General features: G+C 59.8%; 18 protein-coding genes and 1 pseudogene. 18 read left to right on the forward strand and 1 reads right to left on the reverse strand.

The window, feature by feature from the left end:
• Window positions 1–55 precede the first annotated feature (55 nt).
• From BFQ01_RS33440 to BFQ01_RS22340, 14 genes are all read left to right on the forward strand, one after another.
• Complete coding sequence (locus BFQ01_RS33440; protein WP_065926913.1) at window positions 56–1279, forward strand: transaldolase family protein; 1224 nt, start codon at window positions 56–58, stop codon at window positions 1277–1279.
• A complete protein-coding gene (locus BFQ01_RS22280; RefSeq protein WP_065926914.1) occupies window positions 1276–2004 on the forward strand; it encodes a sulfotransferase-like domain-containing protein in 729 nt (242 codons plus the stop codon). Before BFQ01_RS33440 ends, BFQ01_RS22280 begins: the two co-directional genes overlap by 4 nt.
• A 10-nt stretch (window positions 2005–2014) precedes the next feature.
• Window positions 2015–2740 (forward strand): SDR family oxidoreductase, encoded by a 726-nt coding sequence (locus BFQ01_RS22285; protein WP_065926915.1) that lies wholly within the window; start codon window positions 2015–2017, stop codon window positions 2738–2740.
• The gene (locus BFQ01_RS22290; RefSeq protein WP_065926916.1) at window positions 2737–3873 is read left to right on the forward strand and encodes a hypothetical protein; all 1137 of its coding nucleotides are present in this window, start codon (window positions 2737–2739) and stop codon (window positions 3871–3873) included. The genes BFQ01_RS22285 and BFQ01_RS22290 overlap by 4 nt, the downstream gene beginning before the upstream one ends.
• A gap of 7 nt (window positions 3874–3880) precedes the next feature.
• Window positions 3881–4651 carry a class I SAM-dependent methyltransferase gene (locus BFQ01_RS22295; protein WP_065926917.1) on the forward strand — a complete coding sequence of 257 codons (771 nt, stop codon included), beginning with the start codon at window positions 3881–3883 and terminating at the stop codon, window positions 4649–4651.
• A 10-nt stretch (window positions 4652–4661) separates the two neighbouring features.
• Window positions 4662–5891, forward strand: a complete 1230-nt coding sequence (locus BFQ01_RS22300) for an MFS transporter (protein ID WP_065926918.1) — start codon at window positions 4662–4664, stop codon at window positions 5889–5891.
• The gene (cysC, locus tag BFQ01_RS22305) at window positions 5888–6502 is read left to right on the forward strand and encodes an adenylyl-sulfate kinase (RefSeq protein WP_065926919.1); all 615 of its coding nucleotides are present in this window, start codon (window positions 5888–5890) and stop codon (window positions 6500–6502) included. Before BFQ01_RS22300 ends, cysC begins: the two co-directional genes overlap by 4 nt.
• A 96-nt stretch (window positions 6503–6598) precedes the next feature.
• A complete protein-coding gene (locus BFQ01_RS22310; protein WP_065926920.1) occupies window positions 6599–7234 on the forward strand; it encodes a CGNR zinc finger domain-containing protein in 636 nt (211 codons plus the stop codon).
• 91 nt (window positions 7235–7325) lie between these two features.
• Window positions 7326–7826 (forward strand): sigma-70 family RNA polymerase sigma factor, encoded by a 501-nt coding sequence (locus tag BFQ01_RS22315; protein WP_065926921.1) that lies wholly within the window; start codon window positions 7326–7328, stop codon window positions 7824–7826.
• A gap of 29 nt (window positions 7827–7855) precedes the next feature.
• Window positions 7856–8809 carry a FecR family protein gene (locus BFQ01_RS22320; protein ID WP_065926922.1) on the forward strand — a complete coding sequence of 318 codons (954 nt, stop codon included), beginning with the start codon at window positions 7856–7858 and terminating at the stop codon, window positions 8807–8809.
• A 97-nt stretch (window positions 8810–8906) separates the two neighbouring features.
• The gene (locus BFQ01_RS22325) at window positions 8907–11312 is read left to right on the forward strand and encodes a TonB-dependent siderophore receptor (RefSeq protein WP_065926923.1); all 2406 of its coding nucleotides are present in this window, start codon (window positions 8907–8909) and stop codon (window positions 11310–11312) included.
• A 198-nt stretch (window positions 11313–11510) separates the two neighbouring features.
• On the forward strand, window positions 11511–12467 hold the full coding sequence (locus BFQ01_RS32610; protein ID WP_065926924.1) for a type III secretion effector protein: 957 nt from the start codon (window positions 11511–11513) through the stop codon (window positions 12465–12467).
• A gap of 142 nt (window positions 12468–12609) precedes the next feature.
• The gene (locus tag BFQ01_RS33030; RefSeq protein WP_065926925.1) at window positions 12610–12915 is read left to right on the forward strand and encodes a hypothetical protein; all 306 of its coding nucleotides are present in this window, start codon (window positions 12610–12612) and stop codon (window positions 12913–12915) included.
• A 579-nt stretch (window positions 12916–13494) separates the two neighbouring features.
• A complete protein-coding gene (locus BFQ01_RS22340; RefSeq protein WP_256097771.1) occupies window positions 13495–14022 on the forward strand; it encodes a type III secretion effector protein in 528 nt (175 codons plus the stop codon).
• Between the two features lie 10 nt (window positions 14023–14032).
• On the opposite strand, the pseudogene BFQ01_RS22345 reads toward BFQ01_RS22340, so the two are convergent.
• Window positions 14033–15183: pseudogene (locus BFQ01_RS22345) on the reverse strand (MFS transporter).
• A gap of 345 nt (window positions 15184–15528) precedes the next feature.
• Here BFQ01_RS22345 and BFQ01_RS22355 point away from each other — a divergent pair.
• From BFQ01_RS22355 to BFQ01_RS22370, 4 genes are all read left to right on the forward strand, one after another.
• Window positions 15529–16515 (forward strand): diaminopimelate epimerase, encoded by a 987-nt coding sequence (locus BFQ01_RS22355; RefSeq protein WP_065926927.1) that lies wholly within the window; start codon window positions 15529–15531, stop codon window positions 16513–16515.
• Window positions 16516–16825: 310 nt separating this feature from the next.
• Window positions 16826–18844 (forward strand): type VI secretion system Vgr family protein, encoded by a 2019-nt coding sequence (locus BFQ01_RS22360; RefSeq protein ID WP_065926928.1) that lies wholly within the window; start codon window positions 16826–16828, stop codon window positions 18842–18844.
• On the forward strand, window positions 18844–19680 hold the full coding sequence (locus BFQ01_RS22365) for a DUF4123 domain-containing protein (RefSeq protein ID WP_065926929.1): 837 nt from the start codon (window positions 18844–18846) through the stop codon (window positions 19678–19680). The genes BFQ01_RS22360 and BFQ01_RS22365 overlap by 1 nt, the downstream gene beginning before the upstream one ends.
• The gene (locus BFQ01_RS22370) at window positions 19673–20455 is read left to right on the forward strand and encodes a hypothetical protein (protein ID WP_065926930.1); all 783 of its coding nucleotides are present in this window, start codon (window positions 19673–19675) and stop codon (window positions 20453–20455) included. The genes BFQ01_RS22365 and BFQ01_RS22370 overlap by 8 nt, the downstream gene beginning before the upstream one ends.
• Window positions 20456–20461 lie beyond the last annotated feature (6 nt).

The following is a 20461-nucleotide window of genomic DNA, read 5'->3' on the forward strand; positions in this document are numbered from 1 at the left end:
CAATATGCGTGAGTTACCGACCCTCATTGATCACGTTACTCAAGGAGCAAGTGTTGTGGGCACACTGGGTTATATAGAGCGACTTAAACGTAATGATCCCTGTTCGGAAGTGTGGTGGGATTCGTCGCCCGTGGTGTACGCACCGTATAAACAGCATTTGTTGGACAAGTACCCGGCAGCCGCCGCCCATATCGAACAGTTGATGCCGCAGGATCTCTCCCAGCCCTGGGGCTTCAGCAGTGTGACCACCAACCCCCGGCTGGTGACGGCGACGATCCTCGACAAGAAAGAGTACTGGTCGTCGCGTTTTAATCTGGCCAGCCTGTCTCCCGGCGAATTGCGCAAGCAACTCTACGACGAAGTGATTGCAGAGGGCGCTTCGACGCTCAAGCCGCTGTGGGTGCAATCGGCCCAGGCCGACGGCTGGATATGCGCCCAAGTCGACCCGTCGGATGTGCGGTGCAGCGAACGCATGACCGCACGAGGCCTGGAGCTGCATCGCCTGGCCGCGAATGTGATGGTCAAAGTGCCGGGCAGCCTGGAGGGTTTCGCGACGATCGAACACCTGGTGGCCCAAGGCGTTTCGGTCAATATCACGTTCTGCTTCACCGTTTCGCAATTCCATGCCGGTATCCAGGCAATAGAGCGGGGCATCGCCTGCGCCCGCCGCAATGGCGTCGACACCGGCTGTTGCAAGTATGTGATCACCTTTATGATCGGGCGTTTTTCCTGCCAGCCCGAGTTCGCCTTGCAGGCCGCCGAGCGTGGCCTGGCGCTGGGCCCGGAGGACATGCGCTGGGCCGAGCTGATGATTTACCAGCAGATCCAGGCCCTGGTCGCGGCCTCGAAGGTGCCGGTCAAGACCCTGCTTTCCAGTATCAAGGTCGACGTTGACGAACGTGGCCACAAGCACTGCTGGCACCTGGAAAAGACCGGGCTGACCACCACGTGCTACACGCTGACGCCGGAGGTGGTGGAGTTTCTGATCGAGCGTGAAAGCCACGGCAAACCGGTGGCACCCGCCTGTGAACCCCAGCAGGCGCCGGCTGAGACGTTCGCCCGGCTCATCCGCATTCCGTACTTCTGCGAAGCCTATTTCATCGACAGCATCGAGCCCTACGACTTTGGCAATCATGAGGCGTTTATCAACGCCTGCAACGAAGCCAACAGTGCGCATCGGCGCCTGACCGACTACTGCGTGCGCCTGTGCCCGGTGACGAAGCCTTTCGCACGCTCGCTCAACGCCATCCTGGCCGCTGAATACGGGGTGCTGGCATGAACAAGATGGTCGGGTTGTGGGCGCACCCGCGTTCCCGTTCCACGGTGTTGGAGCGTGTGTTTATCGAACGAGGGGATTTTGAGGTTTTCCACGAGCCGTTTGCCCATATGGCATTTTCCGCAGATTCAATGATTCCTTCGGATGAATGGGACCACAGTTTGCCCACCACGTATCAAGGTATAAAAGAGCAACTGCTCAAGGCCCGGGAAAGTACCAATGTCTTTCACAAAGACATGTGTTACCACTGCCTGGATGACTTGAAAGTTGACCGGGACTTCCTGGCGCAACAACACAATGTTTTTATTATTCGCGAGCCCGCCAGCAGCATTATTTCCCATCACCGGGTACACCCCGATATGCCCGTGCAGGCCATCGGGCATAAAGCCTTGTACGAGATATTTTGTGTGGTCACCAAACTCATCGGAAAAGTGCCTTATGTGATTAATGCCGATGACCTCGCCGCCGAGCCGGAGCGTGTCATTCGTAAACTGTGTGACTACTTGCAGATTGAATTTTTGCCCCATGCCATGACATGGAAACGTGAATGTCCACGACAGTGGAAAACCTGGAGAAGTTGGCATGTGGCGGCGGAGAACAGTGAACGCATTGCTCTGCCGGATAAACCTGCTATCGATATGGATACTTTCGATCAGTCGCCAAAATTAAAAGCCTTTTACGAATACCACCGACCCTTCTACGCACGCATGAATGAATTTTGCCAATAAGGATTGTTGTATGAAAAAGTTGATTGTCACCGGTGCGGCCAATGGGATCGGCCGGGCTACTGTGGAAAAGGCTATCCAGGCAGGTTATTTCGTTATCGGTGCCGACAAGGATGCCGAAGGCCTGCGTGCGTTACAGCGCACTTACACGGCGGATGTATTGGAAACCCATGTCGCGGACTTTTCGGATAATGCGCTGATCAAGGGTTTTATCCCTGCGCTGTACGAGCGCCACGCAACTATTCATGCATTAATCAATAACGCCGGTATTTACCACGGCAAAAGCATCTACGCCTATTCCGATGCCGAAGTGGACGAAATCTTGACTGTGAACCTCAAGGCCTTGGTCTATCTCTCCAAAGACTTCGCCGAACGGGAGATGAAACACGAGGCGCCGCGCTGCATCGTCAATATCGCCTCGGTGGCGGGCGAAGTGGGCAGTTGTGATGCTTTGTACGGCGCCACCAAGGCGGCGGTGATCGGCCTGACCAAAGCCAATGCCTGGAATTTTGCGCCGTTCGTGCGGGTTAACGCAGTGTCGCCGGCGCTGATCCACGACACCGCCATCTACGACACCATCCCTGAATACCGCCGCGCCGAGTACGCGCGCCAGGAAATCCTCAAGGAACCGATCCTGCCCGGCGGCGTCGCCGAGGTCATTTTGCTGGTGATCAGCGATGCCATGCGGCATGTCACCGGCAAGGTCATTCCGGTAGACAATGGAGCCTACCCACGATGAGCCCGTCAGCCCCCAAGAAGAAACTGCTGCTGGTGGGCGCAGGCAACCTGTGCCTGCAGATCCTGAAGATTCTCGGGCCGAAAAATGCCTTTGAATTCGTGGTGCTGGGGCGCAATGAAGACGCGACCGTGCGGCTATGCAACCTGGTGGCCCTGTCGTGTGCGCAGTTGGGGCACTGCATCACGATCAAGCCGGTGATCGCCGACCTCACCGATATCGACCGGGTCACCCAGGTGCTGCGTGCAGAGGCGCCGGACCTGGTGGTGAACTGCGCGTCGTTGCAGTCGTGGCGTGTGATCACCGGGTTGCCCAGGCTCTCGTTCGAGCAACTCGACCAGGCGCAGTTCGGCCCCTGGCTGCCCATGCACCTGACGCTGATGCATCACTTGATGCAGGCGGTGAAAGCCTCCGGTATCGCGGCCAGGACGGTCAACGCGGCCTTTCCCGATGCGGTCAACCCGATCCTGGCCAGGGTCGGGCTGGCGCCGGATATTGGCGTGGGCAATGTCGCCAACCTGATCCCGGCGCTGCGATTTTCCATCGCGCGGCTGCTGGAGTGTGCGCCTGCCGATGTGCAGGTGTGCCTGTATGCCCAGCACTATTTCAGCCACTACGTGCCGCGCGGCGGCTTGCCCCCGCGTGCCAGCTACCGCTTGTTGCATGAGGTGCGCGACCGCCCGGCCGCGGCCCACCTGCCGGCCGAAGCGATTTTTTCCACGGTTAAATCCGAGTTCCGCCGCCTGGGCGGTATCGATGGGCAGTTCCTCACGGCGTGCTCGGCCGTCACCGTGATCGAAGGGTTGTTTTCGCCCACCCCGGTGCTGGTGCACGCGCCCGGCCCGCTGGGGTTGCCGGGCGGCTATCCGGTGTGGCTGCAGGAGGGGCAGATCAAGGTGCAGTTCAGCGCCGACTGCCCCCAGGACGAAGCGGTGCGTATCAACACCATCTGCCAGAGCCAGGATGGCATCGATGAAATTCATTGCGATGGCTCGGTCACCTATAACCCGCAATGCATGGCCGTGATGCAGGCGATGCTGGGGTACTCGAAGAAAACCATGTCCATCGAACAGTCCGCCGAGTTTGCCCACGAGCTGTCGAGCAAATACCTGTCTTTCAAACATTCAACCTGGTAGGTGTGTGATGAATCGGATGTCGGTGCACAAGCGCGGCGAAGTCGCCAGTTACGCCACGCAATACTCGAAAAAATTCGTCGAGCGCTGGGATGAATTGATCGATTGGGAAAAAAGAAAGGCGGGGGAGAACGGGTTCTTTGAAAACCTGCTGAAGCAGCACGGCGTGAAGTCGGTGATCGACGTCTCCACGGGCAGTGGTTTTCATGCGGTCCAGCTTAAGCAGGCGGGGTTCGATGTCGTCGCCACGGACGGCAGCAGCACGATGTTGACCAAGGCCCGGGAGAATTTTCGGCAACGCGGGTTGGCGATCGAATCGCACTACCGGGATTGGCAGGCCCTCGATCCCGCCGAACTGGGGCGCTTCGATGCTGTGGTGTGCCTGGGCAGTTCGCTGTGCCATGTGTTTGCAGCCCATGAACGGCTGGAGGTGCTGGAGAGATTCAGGGCATTGCTCAATCCGGGCGGCTTGCTGATTGTGGATCAACGTAACTTCTTTGCCATTCGCGCAGGCAAGTTCAAATCCAGCGGTCATTACTATTACTGCGGCACGCAGGCATCCGTCGGCCTGGGGCAGGTGGATGAACACGTGTGTGAGTTCATCTACTCGTTCGATAACGCCGAGCAGTATCGGTTGCAGGTCTATCCGCTGTTGCCGGGCGAGTTGAAGGGGGAGGTGCTCAAGTCCGGATTTTGCACCCATGAGAGTTACGGGGATTTCCAGCGTGACTACGACATGATGAATTGTGATTTTGTCATCCACACGGCACGCGCCGTTTAAGGAGTACCTGATGAGCACACTGGTACAGAGTAGCGCGCGCCCGTTGGACAGCGTCGTGCTGGCGGTGGTGTTGACCGGGTTCGTGGCCAGTACCTACGGGTTTGGCGTCTACCTGTTCGCCAACCTGGTGGTGGACATGCGCCGCGACATCGGTTTCGACTACACCACGGTGGGCCTGATCACCGGCGGTGCGCAGATCGGCTTCCTGCTGTTTTCATCGGTCACCAGTTACATCAGTCGTTTTTTCGAAGGCTGGAAGATCAGCCTGGTGTCGACGCTGATGACCTCCCTGGCGCTGTTGGGGCTGAGTGTCAGCAACAGTATCTGGCTGTCCGGGGCGCTGTTGATTTTGCTCGGCGGCTGCTCGGCCTCGGTGTACATCCCGTTGGCGGAGATTGTCACCAAGGGTTTCAGCCCGGGTAATCGCTCGCGGGTCATGGGGCTGATTTCCAGCGGCACCAGCTACGGCGTGTTCATCAATGGCTTGCTGGTGTCGTTCCTTACCCTGCAGGGTGGCTGGCGCTCGATCTGGCTCACCGCGGGCCTGATCTCGGTGGCCCTGTGCGTGGTGGCCTGGTTTCTGCTGCGCAACCTGGTGGCGGACAAGGACGCCGGTTTTTCCGGGCCGCGTTCGACGGCGTTCGAGAGTCATGCACCTTGGTTGAGTCGCTCGCTGTACCTGACCTGGGCCATTGCGTTTTTGAATGGGATGGCGCTGTTGCCGTTCCAGACTTACCTGGCTCCGTTCCTGCGGGACGAGTTGGGGGTGTCGGTGCAGGACGCCGGGTTTGTCTGGACCACCATTGGCGCGGTGGGCATGGCCTCGGGCTTTCTGGTGGGGTGGATCGCCGACAAGGTGGGCGTCAGGGCGTCGCTGGCCATGTGCTTTTTGAGTGCGGGGCTGGCCGCCACCCTGGTGTTCAGTTTCAACAGCCTCCCGCTGTTCTACCTGGCGGCATTTTTGTTTGCCCTGGCGTTCTACCCCATCTTCGGGCTTGTCCCCAGCTACATCGGGCAAATCGTGCCGGTCAGCCGACTGACCCAGGCATTCGGCATTGCCAATGTGCTGATCGGCCTGGGGGGTGTGTGCGGTAACTTCCTGGGCGGTTTTTCCAAGGACCTGACCGGCTCGTTCGCGACCGTCTACTGGGTGGTTGCGCTGTTGCTGTTCGTGCAATGCGTGATGGTATTCCTGTTGGGTAAACCGCCTGTGGCGGTGACGGAGGGTGAGCGGCCATGAGTCATTTTGCGGAACGTCCAGAACGGAATCTGCATGCGTTTGCGTTCAGCCATCTCGCCGCGGAACGCTCGCGTATGGGGCAAAAGCCCTTGGTCATCTGGATGACGGGCATCTCGGCGGCCGGCAAGTCGACGATTGCCGATGCGCTGGACAGGGCCTTGCAGGCACAGGGGCGCTTGACCTGCATCATTGACGGCGACTCGGTGCGCGGCGGCCTGTGCCGCGACCTGGGTTTTACCGACAGCGACCGCGATGAAAATATCCGGCGGGTCGCCGAAGTGGCGCGCTTGATGCTGGATGCAGGGCTGGTGGTGATCGTGGCGCTGATCTCACCGTCGGCGGCCAGCCGGCATTACGCGCGCGCCATTGTCGGCAATGAGCATTTTGTCGAGGTGCATGTGGATGCGCCGCTGGAAACGGCGGAGCAACGTGACCCTAAGGGCTTGTACAAAAAAGCCCGCCTGGGGTTGATCCAACACTTCACCGGGATTGATTCGGACTACGACGTGCCGATCTTTCCGGAAGTGCACGTGGACACCCAGGCGCTGTCTGTCGAACAGTCTGTCGCGACTATTCTCGATTGGATGGCCCGCAACGACGAGCGCACATAGCCGCTGGTCTTTGCGCCGCGGTGGCGGTGCCTGCACCTTCGGAAAACAAGGTAATCTGCGCCATCGCAGGCATACCGCGTTTTTTCAGGAGCAGGCATGACGCATTTCACCGGCACTGCAAAATCCATCCGCCTGATCGGCGGGGCCCAGGTGTTGGACTTCATCAATACCACCAACGGTCGCCGCCCTGGGTCGCCGCTCAAAGTCATGGAAGAGCGGCTTACCAGTTTTCAGTTTTTCTTTGAATGGGCGCTGCACGCCTCGTTGATCTCCACCCAGGAGTTCGCTGAATACAAGGCCATGGTGTTTGAGTCGCCTATTTCCTACCAGCCGGATCTGGACGCCATCATTGCGTTCCGCGAATGCCTGTATGCCGTGTTTTACCCGTTGTCCTTGCGCCAGGCTGCGGCCGATGACGCCTTGCAGCAGATCAACCTGAATTTCCAGCAAGGCACCGCCTGGCGGGTGCTGCGCATGGTTGATGGGACACCGGCCTGGGCGTGGAAAACCTGCACCTCTGCCCAGGAACTGAGTGCAATGTTGATCGGGCGCCTGGCGATCGAGGCCACGCAGTTGCTGGTGTCCGGTGATCTTCGCGTGCTGAAGTGCTGCACGGCCACCGACTGTGATTGGCTATTCCTGGATATCTCCAAGAACAAACTGCGCAAATGGTGCCAGATGAGCGTGTGCGGCAGCCGGGAGAAATTGAGTCGCCTTAAACAGGCGCTTTAGTTTCCAGGCAGTGGCGCGGTCGACGGGTAGCAATTGCTCCACTTAATAGGAAGCATTACTATTCACGCCCCGCCTCCCCAGTGCTCCCGCGATGATCCCTCAGCCGCCCCGCAGAACAGGCTTTTTCGAGCACTACGAAGAGTTGATCGGCACCTGGACACGCCGCCTGAGAAACCGTCAGCAGGCCGAGGACCTGGCCCATGACACCTTTGTGAGAGTGCTGGAGACAACCGCCTCCCAGGTAGAGCAACCGCGCGCTTATCTGCATCAAACTGCGCGAAATATCGCCGTGGACGCCTACCGACGCGAAGACCGGCGGGAAGCCATGGCGTTGGAAGCCTTTGATCAGAGCCAGCCCCACGGCGGTGACCCGGAGCATTTCATGCACGCGATCCAGCTCGCGGACTCCATCGAGCGGGCATTGGCCGAGTTGCCGCTCAACTGCCGCAGGATCTTTATCTGGCAGAAGATCGAGGGCCTGACCCAGCAGGAGATCGCCGAGCGCCTGGGCTTGTCCAAGAACATGGTGGAAAAGTATATGATCCGCACCCTGCGGCATTTGCGTGACCGCCTGGATGCGATGGCCCCATGACACACGCTCGCTCTGAAACAGGACCTTCCATGATGGATAACCGTGCCCGCGACGAAGCCGCGCAATGGTTTGTACGCCTGCAAGACGCTGGGTTGGACGCCACCGAGCGCGAGCGTTTCGATGTGTGGCGCAATGAAAAGCCCGAGCACCAATATGAATTCGATGTGCTGCAAGGCCTGTGGAGCGCCGCCGACCTGGTGCCCAAGGCCCGCTTGCAGGCGTTGGGCGAGGCGCCGGCCGAGCGTCCAAAACGTCGTGGCGTGTTGCGTTACGCCGTCGCCGCCAGTGTGGTCGCCGTGGCCTTGGGGCTCGGCTTGTTCAGCGGCCTTGATCATCCGAAGCCCTACCGGGCCGATTTCAGCACGCGCCTGGGTGAGCATCGCCAGGTGGCATTGCCCGACGGCTCGATGATGGATTTGAACAGCCGCAGCGTTGTCTCGGTGCACTACGAAAAAGGCCGCCGCAGTATTGAACTCAAGCAGGGCGAGGCCATGTTCAATGTCGAGCATGACAGCAGCCGTCCCTTTGTGGTCGCCGCCGGTGCAGGGCAGGTGACGGTCACCGGCACGCGCTTTGATGTGCGTCGCGATGATGACCAGACCCGTGTGGTGGTCGAGGCCGGTACGGTGAAGGTGCAAGGGCGCTCACCGAACGAGGGGGTGACGCTGACGGCGGGGCTGGGAACCCATATCAATGACCAAGGCTTGGTGGCAGCGTCCTACGCAGTGAATGCCGAGGAACTGACGGCCTGGCGCAGCGGCAAACTGGTGTTCAACAACGCATCCCTGGGTGAAGTCGCCCGTGAGGTGTCGCGTTATCGCGAGCGCCCGTTGCGCGTCAGCACACCCGCCGTTGGCAACCTGCGACTGACCAGTGTGTTCAAGGCCAATGACACCGATGCCTTGCTCAAGGCCTTGCCCCATATCCTGCCCGTGGCCCTGAGGACCCTGCCGGATGGCAGCCAGGAAATTATTTCACGCTGAGATTCAGGTTTTTTCCGAGTTCTTCGTCTTCTCCTGCAGCTGCAACTGGTTTGCATTAACAGCCGCATACTCTTGCGATTACAGGACTGGGGTCGACGTGAAAAAATGTGCCGTTCACAACAATAAAATCTCCCGCTGGGCGCCGCTTGCCCTTGCGCTTGCTGTCAGTGCCGCAGTGCCGGCGGCCTATGCTGGCGACGCTATCCATATCCAGGCCCAACCCCTGGGGAGCGCGCTGAGCCAACTGGGGCAGCAGACGTCCCTGCAAGTGTTTTTCAGCCCCGACCTGGTCGCCGGCAAGCAGGCCCCCGCAGTAGATGGCAACCTGTCGGCGGAACAGGCCCTGCGCCAATTGCTGCAAGGCAGTGGCCTGGACTATCAGATCGACGCCGGTTCCGTGACCCTGCGCCCGCTCGGCAGCGGCGCCGGTGACGCCGGTTCGCCCCTGGAACTGAGTGCCACCGACATCAGGGTGGTCGGCGACTGGCTTGGGGATGCCGATGCCGAAGTGGTGCAGAACCACCCGGGCGCGCGTACGGTGATTCGCCGCGAAGCCATGGTGGAGCAGGGCGCGATGAATGTCGGTGATGTGCTGCGTCGTATGCCTGGGGTCCAGGTGCAGGAATCCAACGGCACAGGTGGCAGCGATATTTCCCTCAATGTCGGCGTACGCGGGCTGACATCACGTCTGTCGCCACGCTCCACCGTGCTGATCGACGGGGTGCCGGCGGCATTCGCGCCCTATGGCCAGCCACAACTGTCGATGGCGCCGATTTCCGCCGGCAACCTGGACAGCATCGACGTGGTACGCGGCGCCGGTTCCGTGCGTTATGGGCCACAGAACGTCGGTGGCGTGATCAACTTCGTGACCCGCGCGATCCCCGAGAAATTCTCCGGTGAAGTCGGCACCACCCTGCAAACTTCCGCCCATGGTGGCTGGAAGCACATCGAGAGCGCTTTTATCGGCGGCACTGCCGAAAACGGCATCGGCGCTGCGCTGTTGTACTCCGGAGTGAATGGCAACGGTTACCGCAACAGCAACAACGGCAACGACATCGACGACGTGATCTTCAAGACCCACTGGGCGCCGACCGACCAGGACGACTTCTCGCTGAACTTCCATTACTACGATGCCAGCGCCGACATGCCCGGCGGGCTGACCCAGAAACAGTTCGATGCCAACCCGTACCAGTCGGTGCGCGATTGGGACAATTTCAGCGGGCGTCGCAAGGACGTGTCCTTCAAGTACAACCGGCAAATCGACGACCGGACCCAGGCCGAAGTGCTGACTTATTATTCCGACAGTTTCCGCGGCAGTAACATCGCTAACCGCGACCTCGCGACCCTCGGGTCCTACCCGCGCACCTACTACACCTTCGGCATCGAGCCGCGGGTATCCCATGTATTCGACGTGGGCCCCAGCACCCAGGAAGTCAGCGTCGGTTACCGCTACCTCAAGGAAGGCATGCATGAGCAGGCCACCAGTCTGAACCTGATCAACAACGTGCCGACGTCGGGTGGCCGCAGCGATGGTCACGTCTACCAGGATCGCACCGGTGGCACCGAGGCCAACGCCTTCTATGTGGACAACAAGATCGATATCGGCAAGTGGACCGTCACCCCGGGCATCCGTTTTGAAGACATCCGCACCGAATGGCACGACCGTCCGGTCATCCCCCTTACGGGGCCCCGCACCCAGGAAAAACGCCGCGAGGTCCATAGCCAGGAACCGCTGCCGGCCCTGAGCGTGATGTACCACCTTTCCGATGCGTGGAAATTGTTCGCCAACTACGAAACCTCCTTCGGCAGCCTGCAGTACTTCCAACTCGGACAAGGCGGCAGCGGCGACCAGACCGCCAGCGGCCTGAACCCGGAAAAAGCCAAGACCTATGAGGTCGGTACGCGCTACAGCGACAGTGTGTGGGGCGGGGAACTCACGTATTTCTACATCGACTTCTCGGATGAGCTGCAATACGTCAGCAATGCCGTGGGCTGGACCAACCTTGGCGCCACCAAGCACACCGGCATCGAAGCGTCGGCCCACTATGACTTGTCGAACCTGGACCCTCGCCTGGACGGCCTGACCGCCAACGCCGGCTTCACCTACACCAAGGCTACCGCCGAAGGTGACGTACCGTTCAAAGGACGCGACCTGCCACTGTATTCCCGGGAAGTGGCAACCCTGGGCCTGCGCTACGACGTCAACCACTGGACCCACAACCTGGATGTGTACGCCCAGTCCGGACAGCGTGCACCGGGTACCACCAGCACCTACATTACCCAGGGCAGCGCCGATGGGCAGTACGGTGATATCCCGGGCTATGTCTCGGTCAACGTGCGCAGTGGCTACGACTTTGGCGAACAACTGTCGAACCTGAAGCTGGGGGTGGGGGTGAAAAACGTCTTTGACCAGCAGCACTACACCCGCTCCAGCGACAACAATGCCGGGCTGTACCTGGGCGAGCCGCGTACGTTTTTTGTACAGGCCAGCGTCGGGTTCTGACCTTTATCGGTTTGGAAAAGTCGCAGTCTTGCAAGAGGCTGCGATCGTTTGTCCTGTTTCTTACATCCTCGCAGTGCATATTGCGGCTGGTTCAGGAACCGTTTCCGACAGAAGTGCCACACATGGGAAAGCTAAAGGGCTTCGACGTTGCGTTGGAGCGGCAAGCTGAAGATCGCGCCCACTGTAATGGAGAAAACTATGTCGGTATTGGTGTCCGATACACAGGCCTCGACCTCATCAACTTCTGACCTTTTGCAGGCCACTTCCAGGCCTGAGGTCAAAGCCCCTCGGCCAGCGACTGCCCCCAACGGCCAAGCGGCTGCAAACGTCAGCTTCCTGCCTCGGGAAAACCAGAGGGGGCCCGTGTTCGGCGCGCCCTCTTCGCAGGCCCCCCGTCAGAGTGCTGCTGACAACGTGATGCGTCACTCCAGCGAGCCGGCCAGGCAGGGCCTGATGGATACGGTCAGACACTGGGTGAGCCCTTGGTTTGCCTGGCATCGCCCACAACCAGGTCCTGGCTACTGCAATCCGCCACCACGCCCCGATCCTACCGTGGGTAAGCCGTATCCGCCCGCGCCGGGCTGGCCTGATCCGACGTACTCGCTGAAAAGCAATGACGAGTTGGCGCAACAGTTACGTGACAATTTCAATGCCTTCAGGGACCGCAGCAACCCTGGGTATGTCAGCGTTGACAGTATCTATGGGATGGCGAAAAAAACCTGGTCTCCCAATCCGGTCACGAACGCGAACATTCGCCTGGCCAACGAGTTGCTGCGACGTCCGGAACTGATGAGCGCCCTGGACCGGCACTCCTCCACCGGTGCATTGGATGGCCTGATCGACCGGCAAAATGTGAACATCGTGGTCAAGGGGGAAAACTACTTCAAGTACAAGACCGACAAGGAAATGGCCGGTGAAATGCTTGAGCATTTCGACGAGTTGAAACGTAATCCCTGGGACCGGGAGCTGAGCTTCAACCACCTGAGGAGCCTGGCGGCCCAGGAGCAGACAGGCGATTCGCCCATGGATCATCTGATCCAGCTGTCCCAGGAGATACTCAAGCGCAGTGACGTGTTGAGGAAAATGGACAATCTCGCCGGTCGTGATAATGACGGCCGGATCAGCTGGCAAGCGCTTTACCTGCTTTCCCGCTGACCGTCCGCCAGGCGCCGCCGCTGAATGACGGTGCCTGGCTCAATTTTGTCAGGAACTGTTTACGCCGACTGACCAAGTAGTTCATAGGCACCGGCCTTGATCAAACCGGTCGGCTTTCAGATTCCGTATGGAGAGCTAGCAAATGACGTCAAGCTCGTTTCACCCGCCCCAGCCCAGCTGTCATGAGCTCTTTCGCAATACGGATGATGACGATCCGACTGTGCCCACGGGTGCCATCGTTGCGCAAGAGCCCCCGGCCCTGGCCGATGTGCATGCTGTCGAAGCCAGGCGCATGAGGGCTTTCGCCGGTCAGTGCCAATTCCAGGCGCCGGTCGAGGAAGACTTTTCCCGGGGCATGCTCGCGACCGGGCAGATGGCGAGTGACGACGCCAAGCCCCCCAAGTACTCCAGGCTGATCAATAGCCTGACGACCTGGTTGCGTCGGTAAGGGTGGGAATCACCGTACCTTCTGGTCGTTGTTTACATGCTGTCATTGGTATTCATCGGTTGTCCGGAACTGTTGTGTTTGTCCAACCACACATGGGGTGCTTGCCGGTGGAATCCATTCGCTGATTCCGTCTGGGGGTGGTGATCACCGGGCAGGTATGTATCGGAAACGCGTTGGAGAAAACCCATGACGATTGAGGGTGCACCCCCTCATGGTCTGCCCTTGGCACTGGATGAGCCGGCTTTACGGTCTACAGTGCCAGCGCCGCTCACGCCCTCTGAAAACCTGACAGGGGGCTGTTCCTGCGCGCCTCGACGGCGTGTCGCGGGTGCCTCTGGTGCTGCGCGGAACAATGTCGGTGCTGCGCCAGCGAGCGCTGCAGAACCTGCCCGCTGCTACGCGCGTGAACCTCGCCCAGCCCGGCGTAACGTCCACCGACAGCCAACTGGCGTTGGCCCTGGAAAAAGATTTTGGCAGGCTGTACCCCTTCCTGAACGACGGGCGTTTGACCTGCTCGTCATTGCAGCGTGTTGCAGACGAACGTATGGGAAAAGCGAGGAGTTGGACCGGACGATTCAAGTGGTCAGCGAGATTCTCAAGCGCCCGCGGTTGAGCGATGCAATTTTGAGCCGCGACGGCGATATCACCCGGGACAGTCTCAGGGCGGCAGCCCAAACGCTACAGGGGAACAGCTCGCCAAGTGTGTTCAGCCAGGACCCGTTCCATGCCCAGGGCAATACCCAGGTGGTGCTGGCCCTGCAGGGCCAGTTCGAACAATTGAGGAATAAATCGCAGGACCGGACGTTCTTCTTTGAACAACACCAGTACGTTGAAATCGCCATGCTCAAGGCCGTCATGCAGGACCCGCATGCCGTTGATCAAGAGGGTGCGCCTGTGCTGGATCCTTCCTCCGGCATGCCTCGGCCCAGGTACAGCAAGCTCTGTGTCTACACGGCGAAGAACATTCTTGAGCGGCCTGGTCTGCTGCCTTCGCTGATACGTGCGAACGGCACACGATTGTTTGGTCTGCCGCAAAAAGACGGCTGGCTCAGTAACAAAAGCCTCGAGCGTTGGCTGGAACAGGACAAGGCCCGCAAAGCGCGCTGATGTGCGGGGGTCATACCTTGAGGACCTTGCCGCTCAGGGACACACCGGCGAGCAGCACTGCGATCAGCACAAAGGCACTGCTCAGGCTGCTGCCATGGGCAATGAAGCCAATCACTGCGGGGCCGGCAAGAATCCCGGCATACCCCAAGGTCGTGATGGCAGGCACGGCAATATGTTCCGGCATCACCGTTTGCTTGCCGACGGCGGTGTACAGCACCGGTACGATATTCGAACAACCGGCACCTACCAGCGCATACCCCAGCAATGCGGTTTCCCAGGCTGGCAATAACGTTGCCAGCAACATGCCAGCAGTGGCCAGTGCACCACCGATCACAATCACACGGGTCGCGCCCAGGCGCCGCACGATGGCATCGCCGGTCAGGCGCCCGGCAGTCATGGTCAGGGCGAAGGCTGCGTAACCCAGGCCGGCGTAAGCTTCGTCCAGACCGCGTTCGGCACTGAGGAACACGGCGCTCCAATCCAGTACGGCGCCTTCTGCCAAAAACACGATAAAGCACAGACAGCCGATGAACAGTACTACGCCGTGGGGGATCGCAAATGCCGGACCCGAACTTTCACTGCCATAGGGCAACAAATGGGGCCCGGCCTTGAGCAGCGCCAGTGCCATGATGACGATCACCACCAGGGTCGCCTGCAGAGGTGACAGACCCAACCCCAGCAGCCCGGCAACCCCGGCCGCGCCGACGATCCCTCCCAGGCTGAACAAGCCGTGGAAGCCCGACATCATGGTTTTGCCACTGGCGCGCTCAACAATCACCGCTTGCAGGTTCACCGTGGAGTCCACCGTGCCAAGGCCCGCGCCAAACAGGAACAATCCGGCGATGAGTAACGGAATCGAGCTGACCGTGGCCAGCATGGGCAAGGCCAGGCATATCATGATCGTGCCGGCGCTCAGCACGCGTCGGCAGCCATAACGAGACGCCAGCGCACCGGCGGCCGGCATGGCGATGATAGACCCCCCCCCAGGCATAACAGCAGCAGGCCCAGAGTGCCTTCACTCAGTTCGGCGCGTGCTTTGGCGTATGGCACCAACGGCGCCCAGGCAGCAATGCCGAAGCCGGCGATGAAAAATGCGATACGGGTCGACATTTGTTCCAGCCGCCCGGGAACCACGGGTGCTGAGGTGGGGATGGCAGTCATGAAAAAATCCTTGGTTTTGCGTTCAGCGAACGATGTCCGGCGCGACATCCTTGCACATCAGGCCTTGGGGGGCGAGCCGGGTTCCCCCCGAGATCAGCGGCGATGAGTTTTTTTGCAATTCTGGAACGCCATGGGCGTTGGCAACCACACACGGAGTGTCTTTGCGGAAGGCGTTCTGGAAGGTGTGTAATCCCTGTGGGAGCTGGTGAACCCCCGGGTTTTCACGGTGGATTACCACCTTCCAGGCCGCCTCCCACACACCCTGCATTGTGTAATACGCTGCTGGTCCAACCCTGTAGGCAACCGAGCGGACGCACCGATGAAGATTGCAAGGCAAGTGGCGCCATGACCCAGTTCTATGACGCACGTGGCAACATTTACGGGGTCGCCAGCCCGGCGTTCCTACGACAGCGGGGTATCGAGGTGCCCGACAGCGCGGCGCAGGCCGCGAGGACTCGCGAGGCTTGGGCTGCATCGGCCATAAGGTCTGAATGCGAGTGGGGCTCGACGCCGCGCCCGGCCAATGCCAAGGCCCACCGCTGCGATGGCTTGCTGGTGGGCCCGTTCCAGGCCGAGCCGCCGTTTGACCTGTTGATCGTGAACACCGACGGCTCCCTGGCCGAGCGCAGTGGCAATGGGTTGACGATTTTTGCCCAGGCGCTTACTGACCAGGGCTTGATGACCGAGGCCTGTGATTTGCGCGTGCATCATGACCAGCCTGACGGGGTGTCGCCGTTGGTGACTCGGGTCGAACCTGCCGTCTATGAGCACCGCTCTGGATTCTGGCTGGCATTGGGGTTGCCCGGGTTCGGGCCGTCGGCCGTGGGTGCTCAGGGGGTTGAGCAGGTGTTCCAAGGCGACATTGAACTGAGCCATGTGAAGGCGTTGGCGGCAATCAACCCACAGTGGGCGCACAGTCAGTTTGTGCGTGTGGGCAATCCTCATTGTGTGACCCTGGTCGAACACATGTCAGCCTTGCCGGACAATCTGCAGATGCAACAGCCAGCGCTGTTCGAACCGTTGCAGGCGATTGCCTTCGCCCCCCCGGCAGGAAGCGGCGAGCCATGCTTGGCCGGAGTCAATTTGCAATGGGTCGCCAGGCAATCCGGCAACCGGGTGGTTGCCCGGGTGTTCGAGCGGGGAGAGGGCCCCACGGCGTCCTCCGGCACCAGCGCCAGTGCCGTGGCCTGTGCGGCGTGGCGAGCGGGTTGGGTTGAGGGAGGTGAAGTCGCGGTGGTGATGCCGGGTGGCACTGCGCCGGTACGTTTGCACACCCAGGTCGATACGCTGCTGAGCGTCAGTCTGTTCGGGACTGCACGGCCTCGGACATGAAGTCTTTTGAGCAGTTGACGCCCTGAGTGGGTGTCAGCTGTTTCGCTATTAATTAATTGATCAGATAAAAGTTGGTGTAGGGCATTTCTTATGTTTGAGAAGTGGCTCATTGACTTGATTTATTATTTTGTAAAAGACACTTCAATCTCAGTCGTACGAAACTTCTTTTTTATTTTTTTGGGGCCGATTTTTTCCTGGAAACGCTAAGCTTCAAGGCGTTCAGGCGCTTTTCCTCGGCAACTTATTTCATGTTTGGCGGGGGAGGTATCTCAGTCCGGTAATAACTATCGATATTGGCGGGTAACAACGGATGGTTAACGCGTTTGTTTCGTCACGTTTCAAATTAATCCTTCCAGGCATAAAGACTGACTTTCAAGTACTGGCGTTCAACGGTCAGGAGGTGCTTGATCAGCCGTTTTTCATCCAGGTGCAGATGGTCAGCGAAAACCCTTCACTGGACCTGGAGTCACTGCTCCACCAGCCTGCCTACCTGGTTTTTGGCGATGCCAATGAAGGCCTGCACGGGCAGGTTTACGCGATTGGCCGCGATGATCCCGGGCGGCGGCTCACCCGTTATCACCTGACGTTGGCGCCGCATCTCGCCTACCTTGCCCATCGACGCGACCAGCGGATTTTCCAGCAGCGCAGTGTTCCGCAGATCATCGCGGCAGTCCTCGAACACCACGGCATCCTGGCCGACCGCTATGCCTTTGAGTTGGGGCCGGTGGTCTACCCGCCGCGGACGTTCTGCGTGCAATACGCGGAAACCGACCTGCATTTCATCCAGCGGCTGTGTGAAGAGGAGGGCATTCACTACCACTTCCGTCACAGCGAGCACCAGCATGTGCTGGTGTTTGGCGACGACCAGACCGTGTTCCACCGCCTGCCTGCGCAGCGTTATTCAGCTGCCGGCGGGCCGCTGGCCGAGACACGGGTTATCCAGCGTTTCGACGTACGCCTGGCGACCCGCAGCCAGCAAACGGTGCGTCGTGATCATGACTTCGAGCATCCGTCCTTATGTCTGCAAGACAGCGCGGGTTCTGCCTCAGCGCAACCCCTTGAGGACTACCGCTACCCGGCTGGATTTACCGGCCATGCACGGGGGGCTCGCCTGGCTCGCAGGGGGTTGGAGCGCCTTCAGATCGGCGGATATCGGGCATTGGGCAGGAGCGACCAAGCGGTGCTGCGCAGTGGGCATTTTCTTGAGCTGCACGACCATCCGGATCCGGCCTGCAATGATTTATGGTTGATCACTTCGGTCCGTCACGAGGGTTATCAACCGCAGGTGCTGGAGGATGGGACAGGTGAGGTGGATGCATTCAAGGGGTATCGCAACCGTTTCACCGCGACACCCTGGAGTGCGCCGTATCGACCCCCTCTCAAGCACCCCAAGCCGACCATCCACGGCACCCAGACCGCCACGGTGACCGGGCCTGCCGGCGAGGAGGTGCATTGCGATGCATACGGCCGGGTAAAAGTACGGTTTCACTGGGACCGACTGGACAAGAGCGATGACACAAGCAGTTGTTGGGTGCGGGTGGCATCGGGTTGGGCCGGAGACGGGTTTGGCGCAACGATGATCCCGCGGGTGGGTATGGAAGTGCTGGTGACATTCCTGGAGGGCGACCCGGACCAACCATTGATCAACGGTTGCCTGGCCAATGCGTTGCACATGCCGACCTATTCCTTGCCGCAACACAAGACCCGCAGCGTCTTGCGCAGTCGCAGCACCCCGGGCGGAGGCGGCGGCAACGAATTGCACCTGGAAGACCGCCGTGGCAAGGAGCTCATCTACCTTCGTGCCCAGCGGGACCTGGAGCAGCAGGTGGGGCATGACAGTCGCCTGGAAGTGGCCGGTGAGCGGCGTGAAATCATTCGAGGGTTAAGTACGGCGCACCTGGAAAGCGAGGAGCATCGTCACGTCACCGGTGACCGCAAGGTTGTGCTCAAGGCCAGCGATCATCTGGACGTGCAGGGCGACAGCCGGACCTATGTCGGGCAAACCCTGGTGATTGAAGCCGGGCAACAGGTGCATCTCAAGGCCGGCGCCAGCCTGGTGATCGACGCGGGCGTACAACTGAGTTTCAAGGCCGGCGGAGAGCACCTGGTGATCCAGGCAGGCGGCATTTTCAGCAGTCGGCCCATCACCCTCGGTGGAACCCCGTCCGCGACCGGGTCTGCGAACGCCCTGTTGGTTGCGCAGAGCCCGAAAATCTCCGCCACACAGGGCGCCATCATGCACTTGGCCAGGCAACTGGATGCGGACTTCTGCCCGCTATGCGAGGACTGCCGCGAAGGCCTCTGCACTGTCGGCGGGAGGGCCGCCTGATGGAAAACCTTCCAAGCCGATGGATGAGCCAACAGCAACAGGCGGGGCACAGGCTGTGCCTGATGCTTGAGGGGAATAACGCAGCGTGCCAGCCAATGTTGGCGGCACGCGGTTTTCCGGCGTACTGCCACCTCTACGCACAAACCCCACTGGCGGAAATGGCCACGTCTGGCCCCGTGATCCTGTTGCTGGATCAGGTAGGGGAGCCCGCGTTGCTCGATCTTCTGCAAGAACCAGAGATGAATTGGGGCTGGCTGGGCAGCTTGCCAGACGCGGACCTGACGGACATGTCCCGGCATTGGCGCGACCGGCTGCTGGTCGGACCGGAGAATAACCGGACGCTGTACCGCCTTCACGACAATCGTACGTTGGCGCGCGCACTGAACCATCTGGGCCTTGAACACTGGCCAGCATTCCTCGGCCCACTGATCAGTGTGTGCTACTGGCATGAAGGCAGTTGGCACTGCGGTGACAACCCTGCCCCCGGTGACTATCCGGTGCCCGAGCCAGCTCCTTGGCTGAACACGCCCAACCCGAATGCCAGCGCCATCCTGCACGCCAATATCCTGCGTTACCTGCTGGCTGAACACAGTGAAGATCTGGCGGCATTGGTTGAATTCCAAGACCCCAGGGTCTGGCTGACCCAAGTGTTGGAACAGGCTCGCAGTTGGCGATGGAGCCAGCCGGAACAGCTGGAGTTTCTGGTCGTGCGACGGCTGGAAGAGGCCACTCGCAGCAGTGGGATTCGTTGGCAGCCGACGGTTGGAGAAACACCGCAGGATCACTTTGAACGAGTTAAGCAGCAGTGGCTCATGTTGGAGAACAAGGATGAGTAAGCGTGTATGGGGCGTGCTGCTTGCGCTGGCGATGGCGGGACTTTCGGGATGTGCGATGAAGCCGGTTGATCGCTTTACGTTGGAGGTGGATTTACCGGCGGAGTTTAAACTTAAAACTGCCGCCAACTATGGGCCTGCAACAGGTGAGACCTGCACCTTGCCAAGGCGCCGAGGCAAGAGGCCGGAGCGGAAGGTCTTTTTTACCGAGTACAAGCCGGTGGCGAGTCGTGCGAGTTATGAGTTGCCTCTGAGTGAGACGGTACAGGGGTGTCCGTTGGTGCTGCGAAGTGTGGATTTTGATCTTTATGCGAAGTGGGGCAAGCGGGATTCGGACGTTGGGGGGGATATAGGGGGGATTTCCATTCGGGATCTTCTGGAGGGGGATCGGCCAGGAATGCCGGAGTCGGGAGTTAAGGAGCTGTCTTGGCAGTGTCAGTGGTTGTTTCGGACTGCAGGGCGGAAGCACGTAATCATAAAGGTCCTTAAATGTGGATATTTGAGTGACAGTGGGGCGCTATCTAACGCTGGTACGAGAGGTGGTTTGCTGCGAGATGAACTGGGAGGACAAAAGGTACTGATAAAAGTAGGACTCAATCCCGAAGAGCGACCTTACATGGGCGATAACTGGATTCGTTTTCCTGGTGGGTGGAAGCGTTGTCTAGGGACGGATTTTGATGATCTTTATGCGTTCTGTAACGGGAATACTACCGACTTCAAGCCCATCACAATGCCCGATGGGCGTATATGCGACATCTATCCAACTTGTACTGAATAAGGATAT

The sequence above is a fragment of the Pseudomonas sp. 8 R 14 genome (genome assembly GCF_900005955.1).
Classification (GTDB): Bacteria; Pseudomonadota; Gammaproteobacteria; order Pseudomonadales; family Pseudomonadaceae; genus Aquipseudomonas; species Aquipseudomonas marginalis.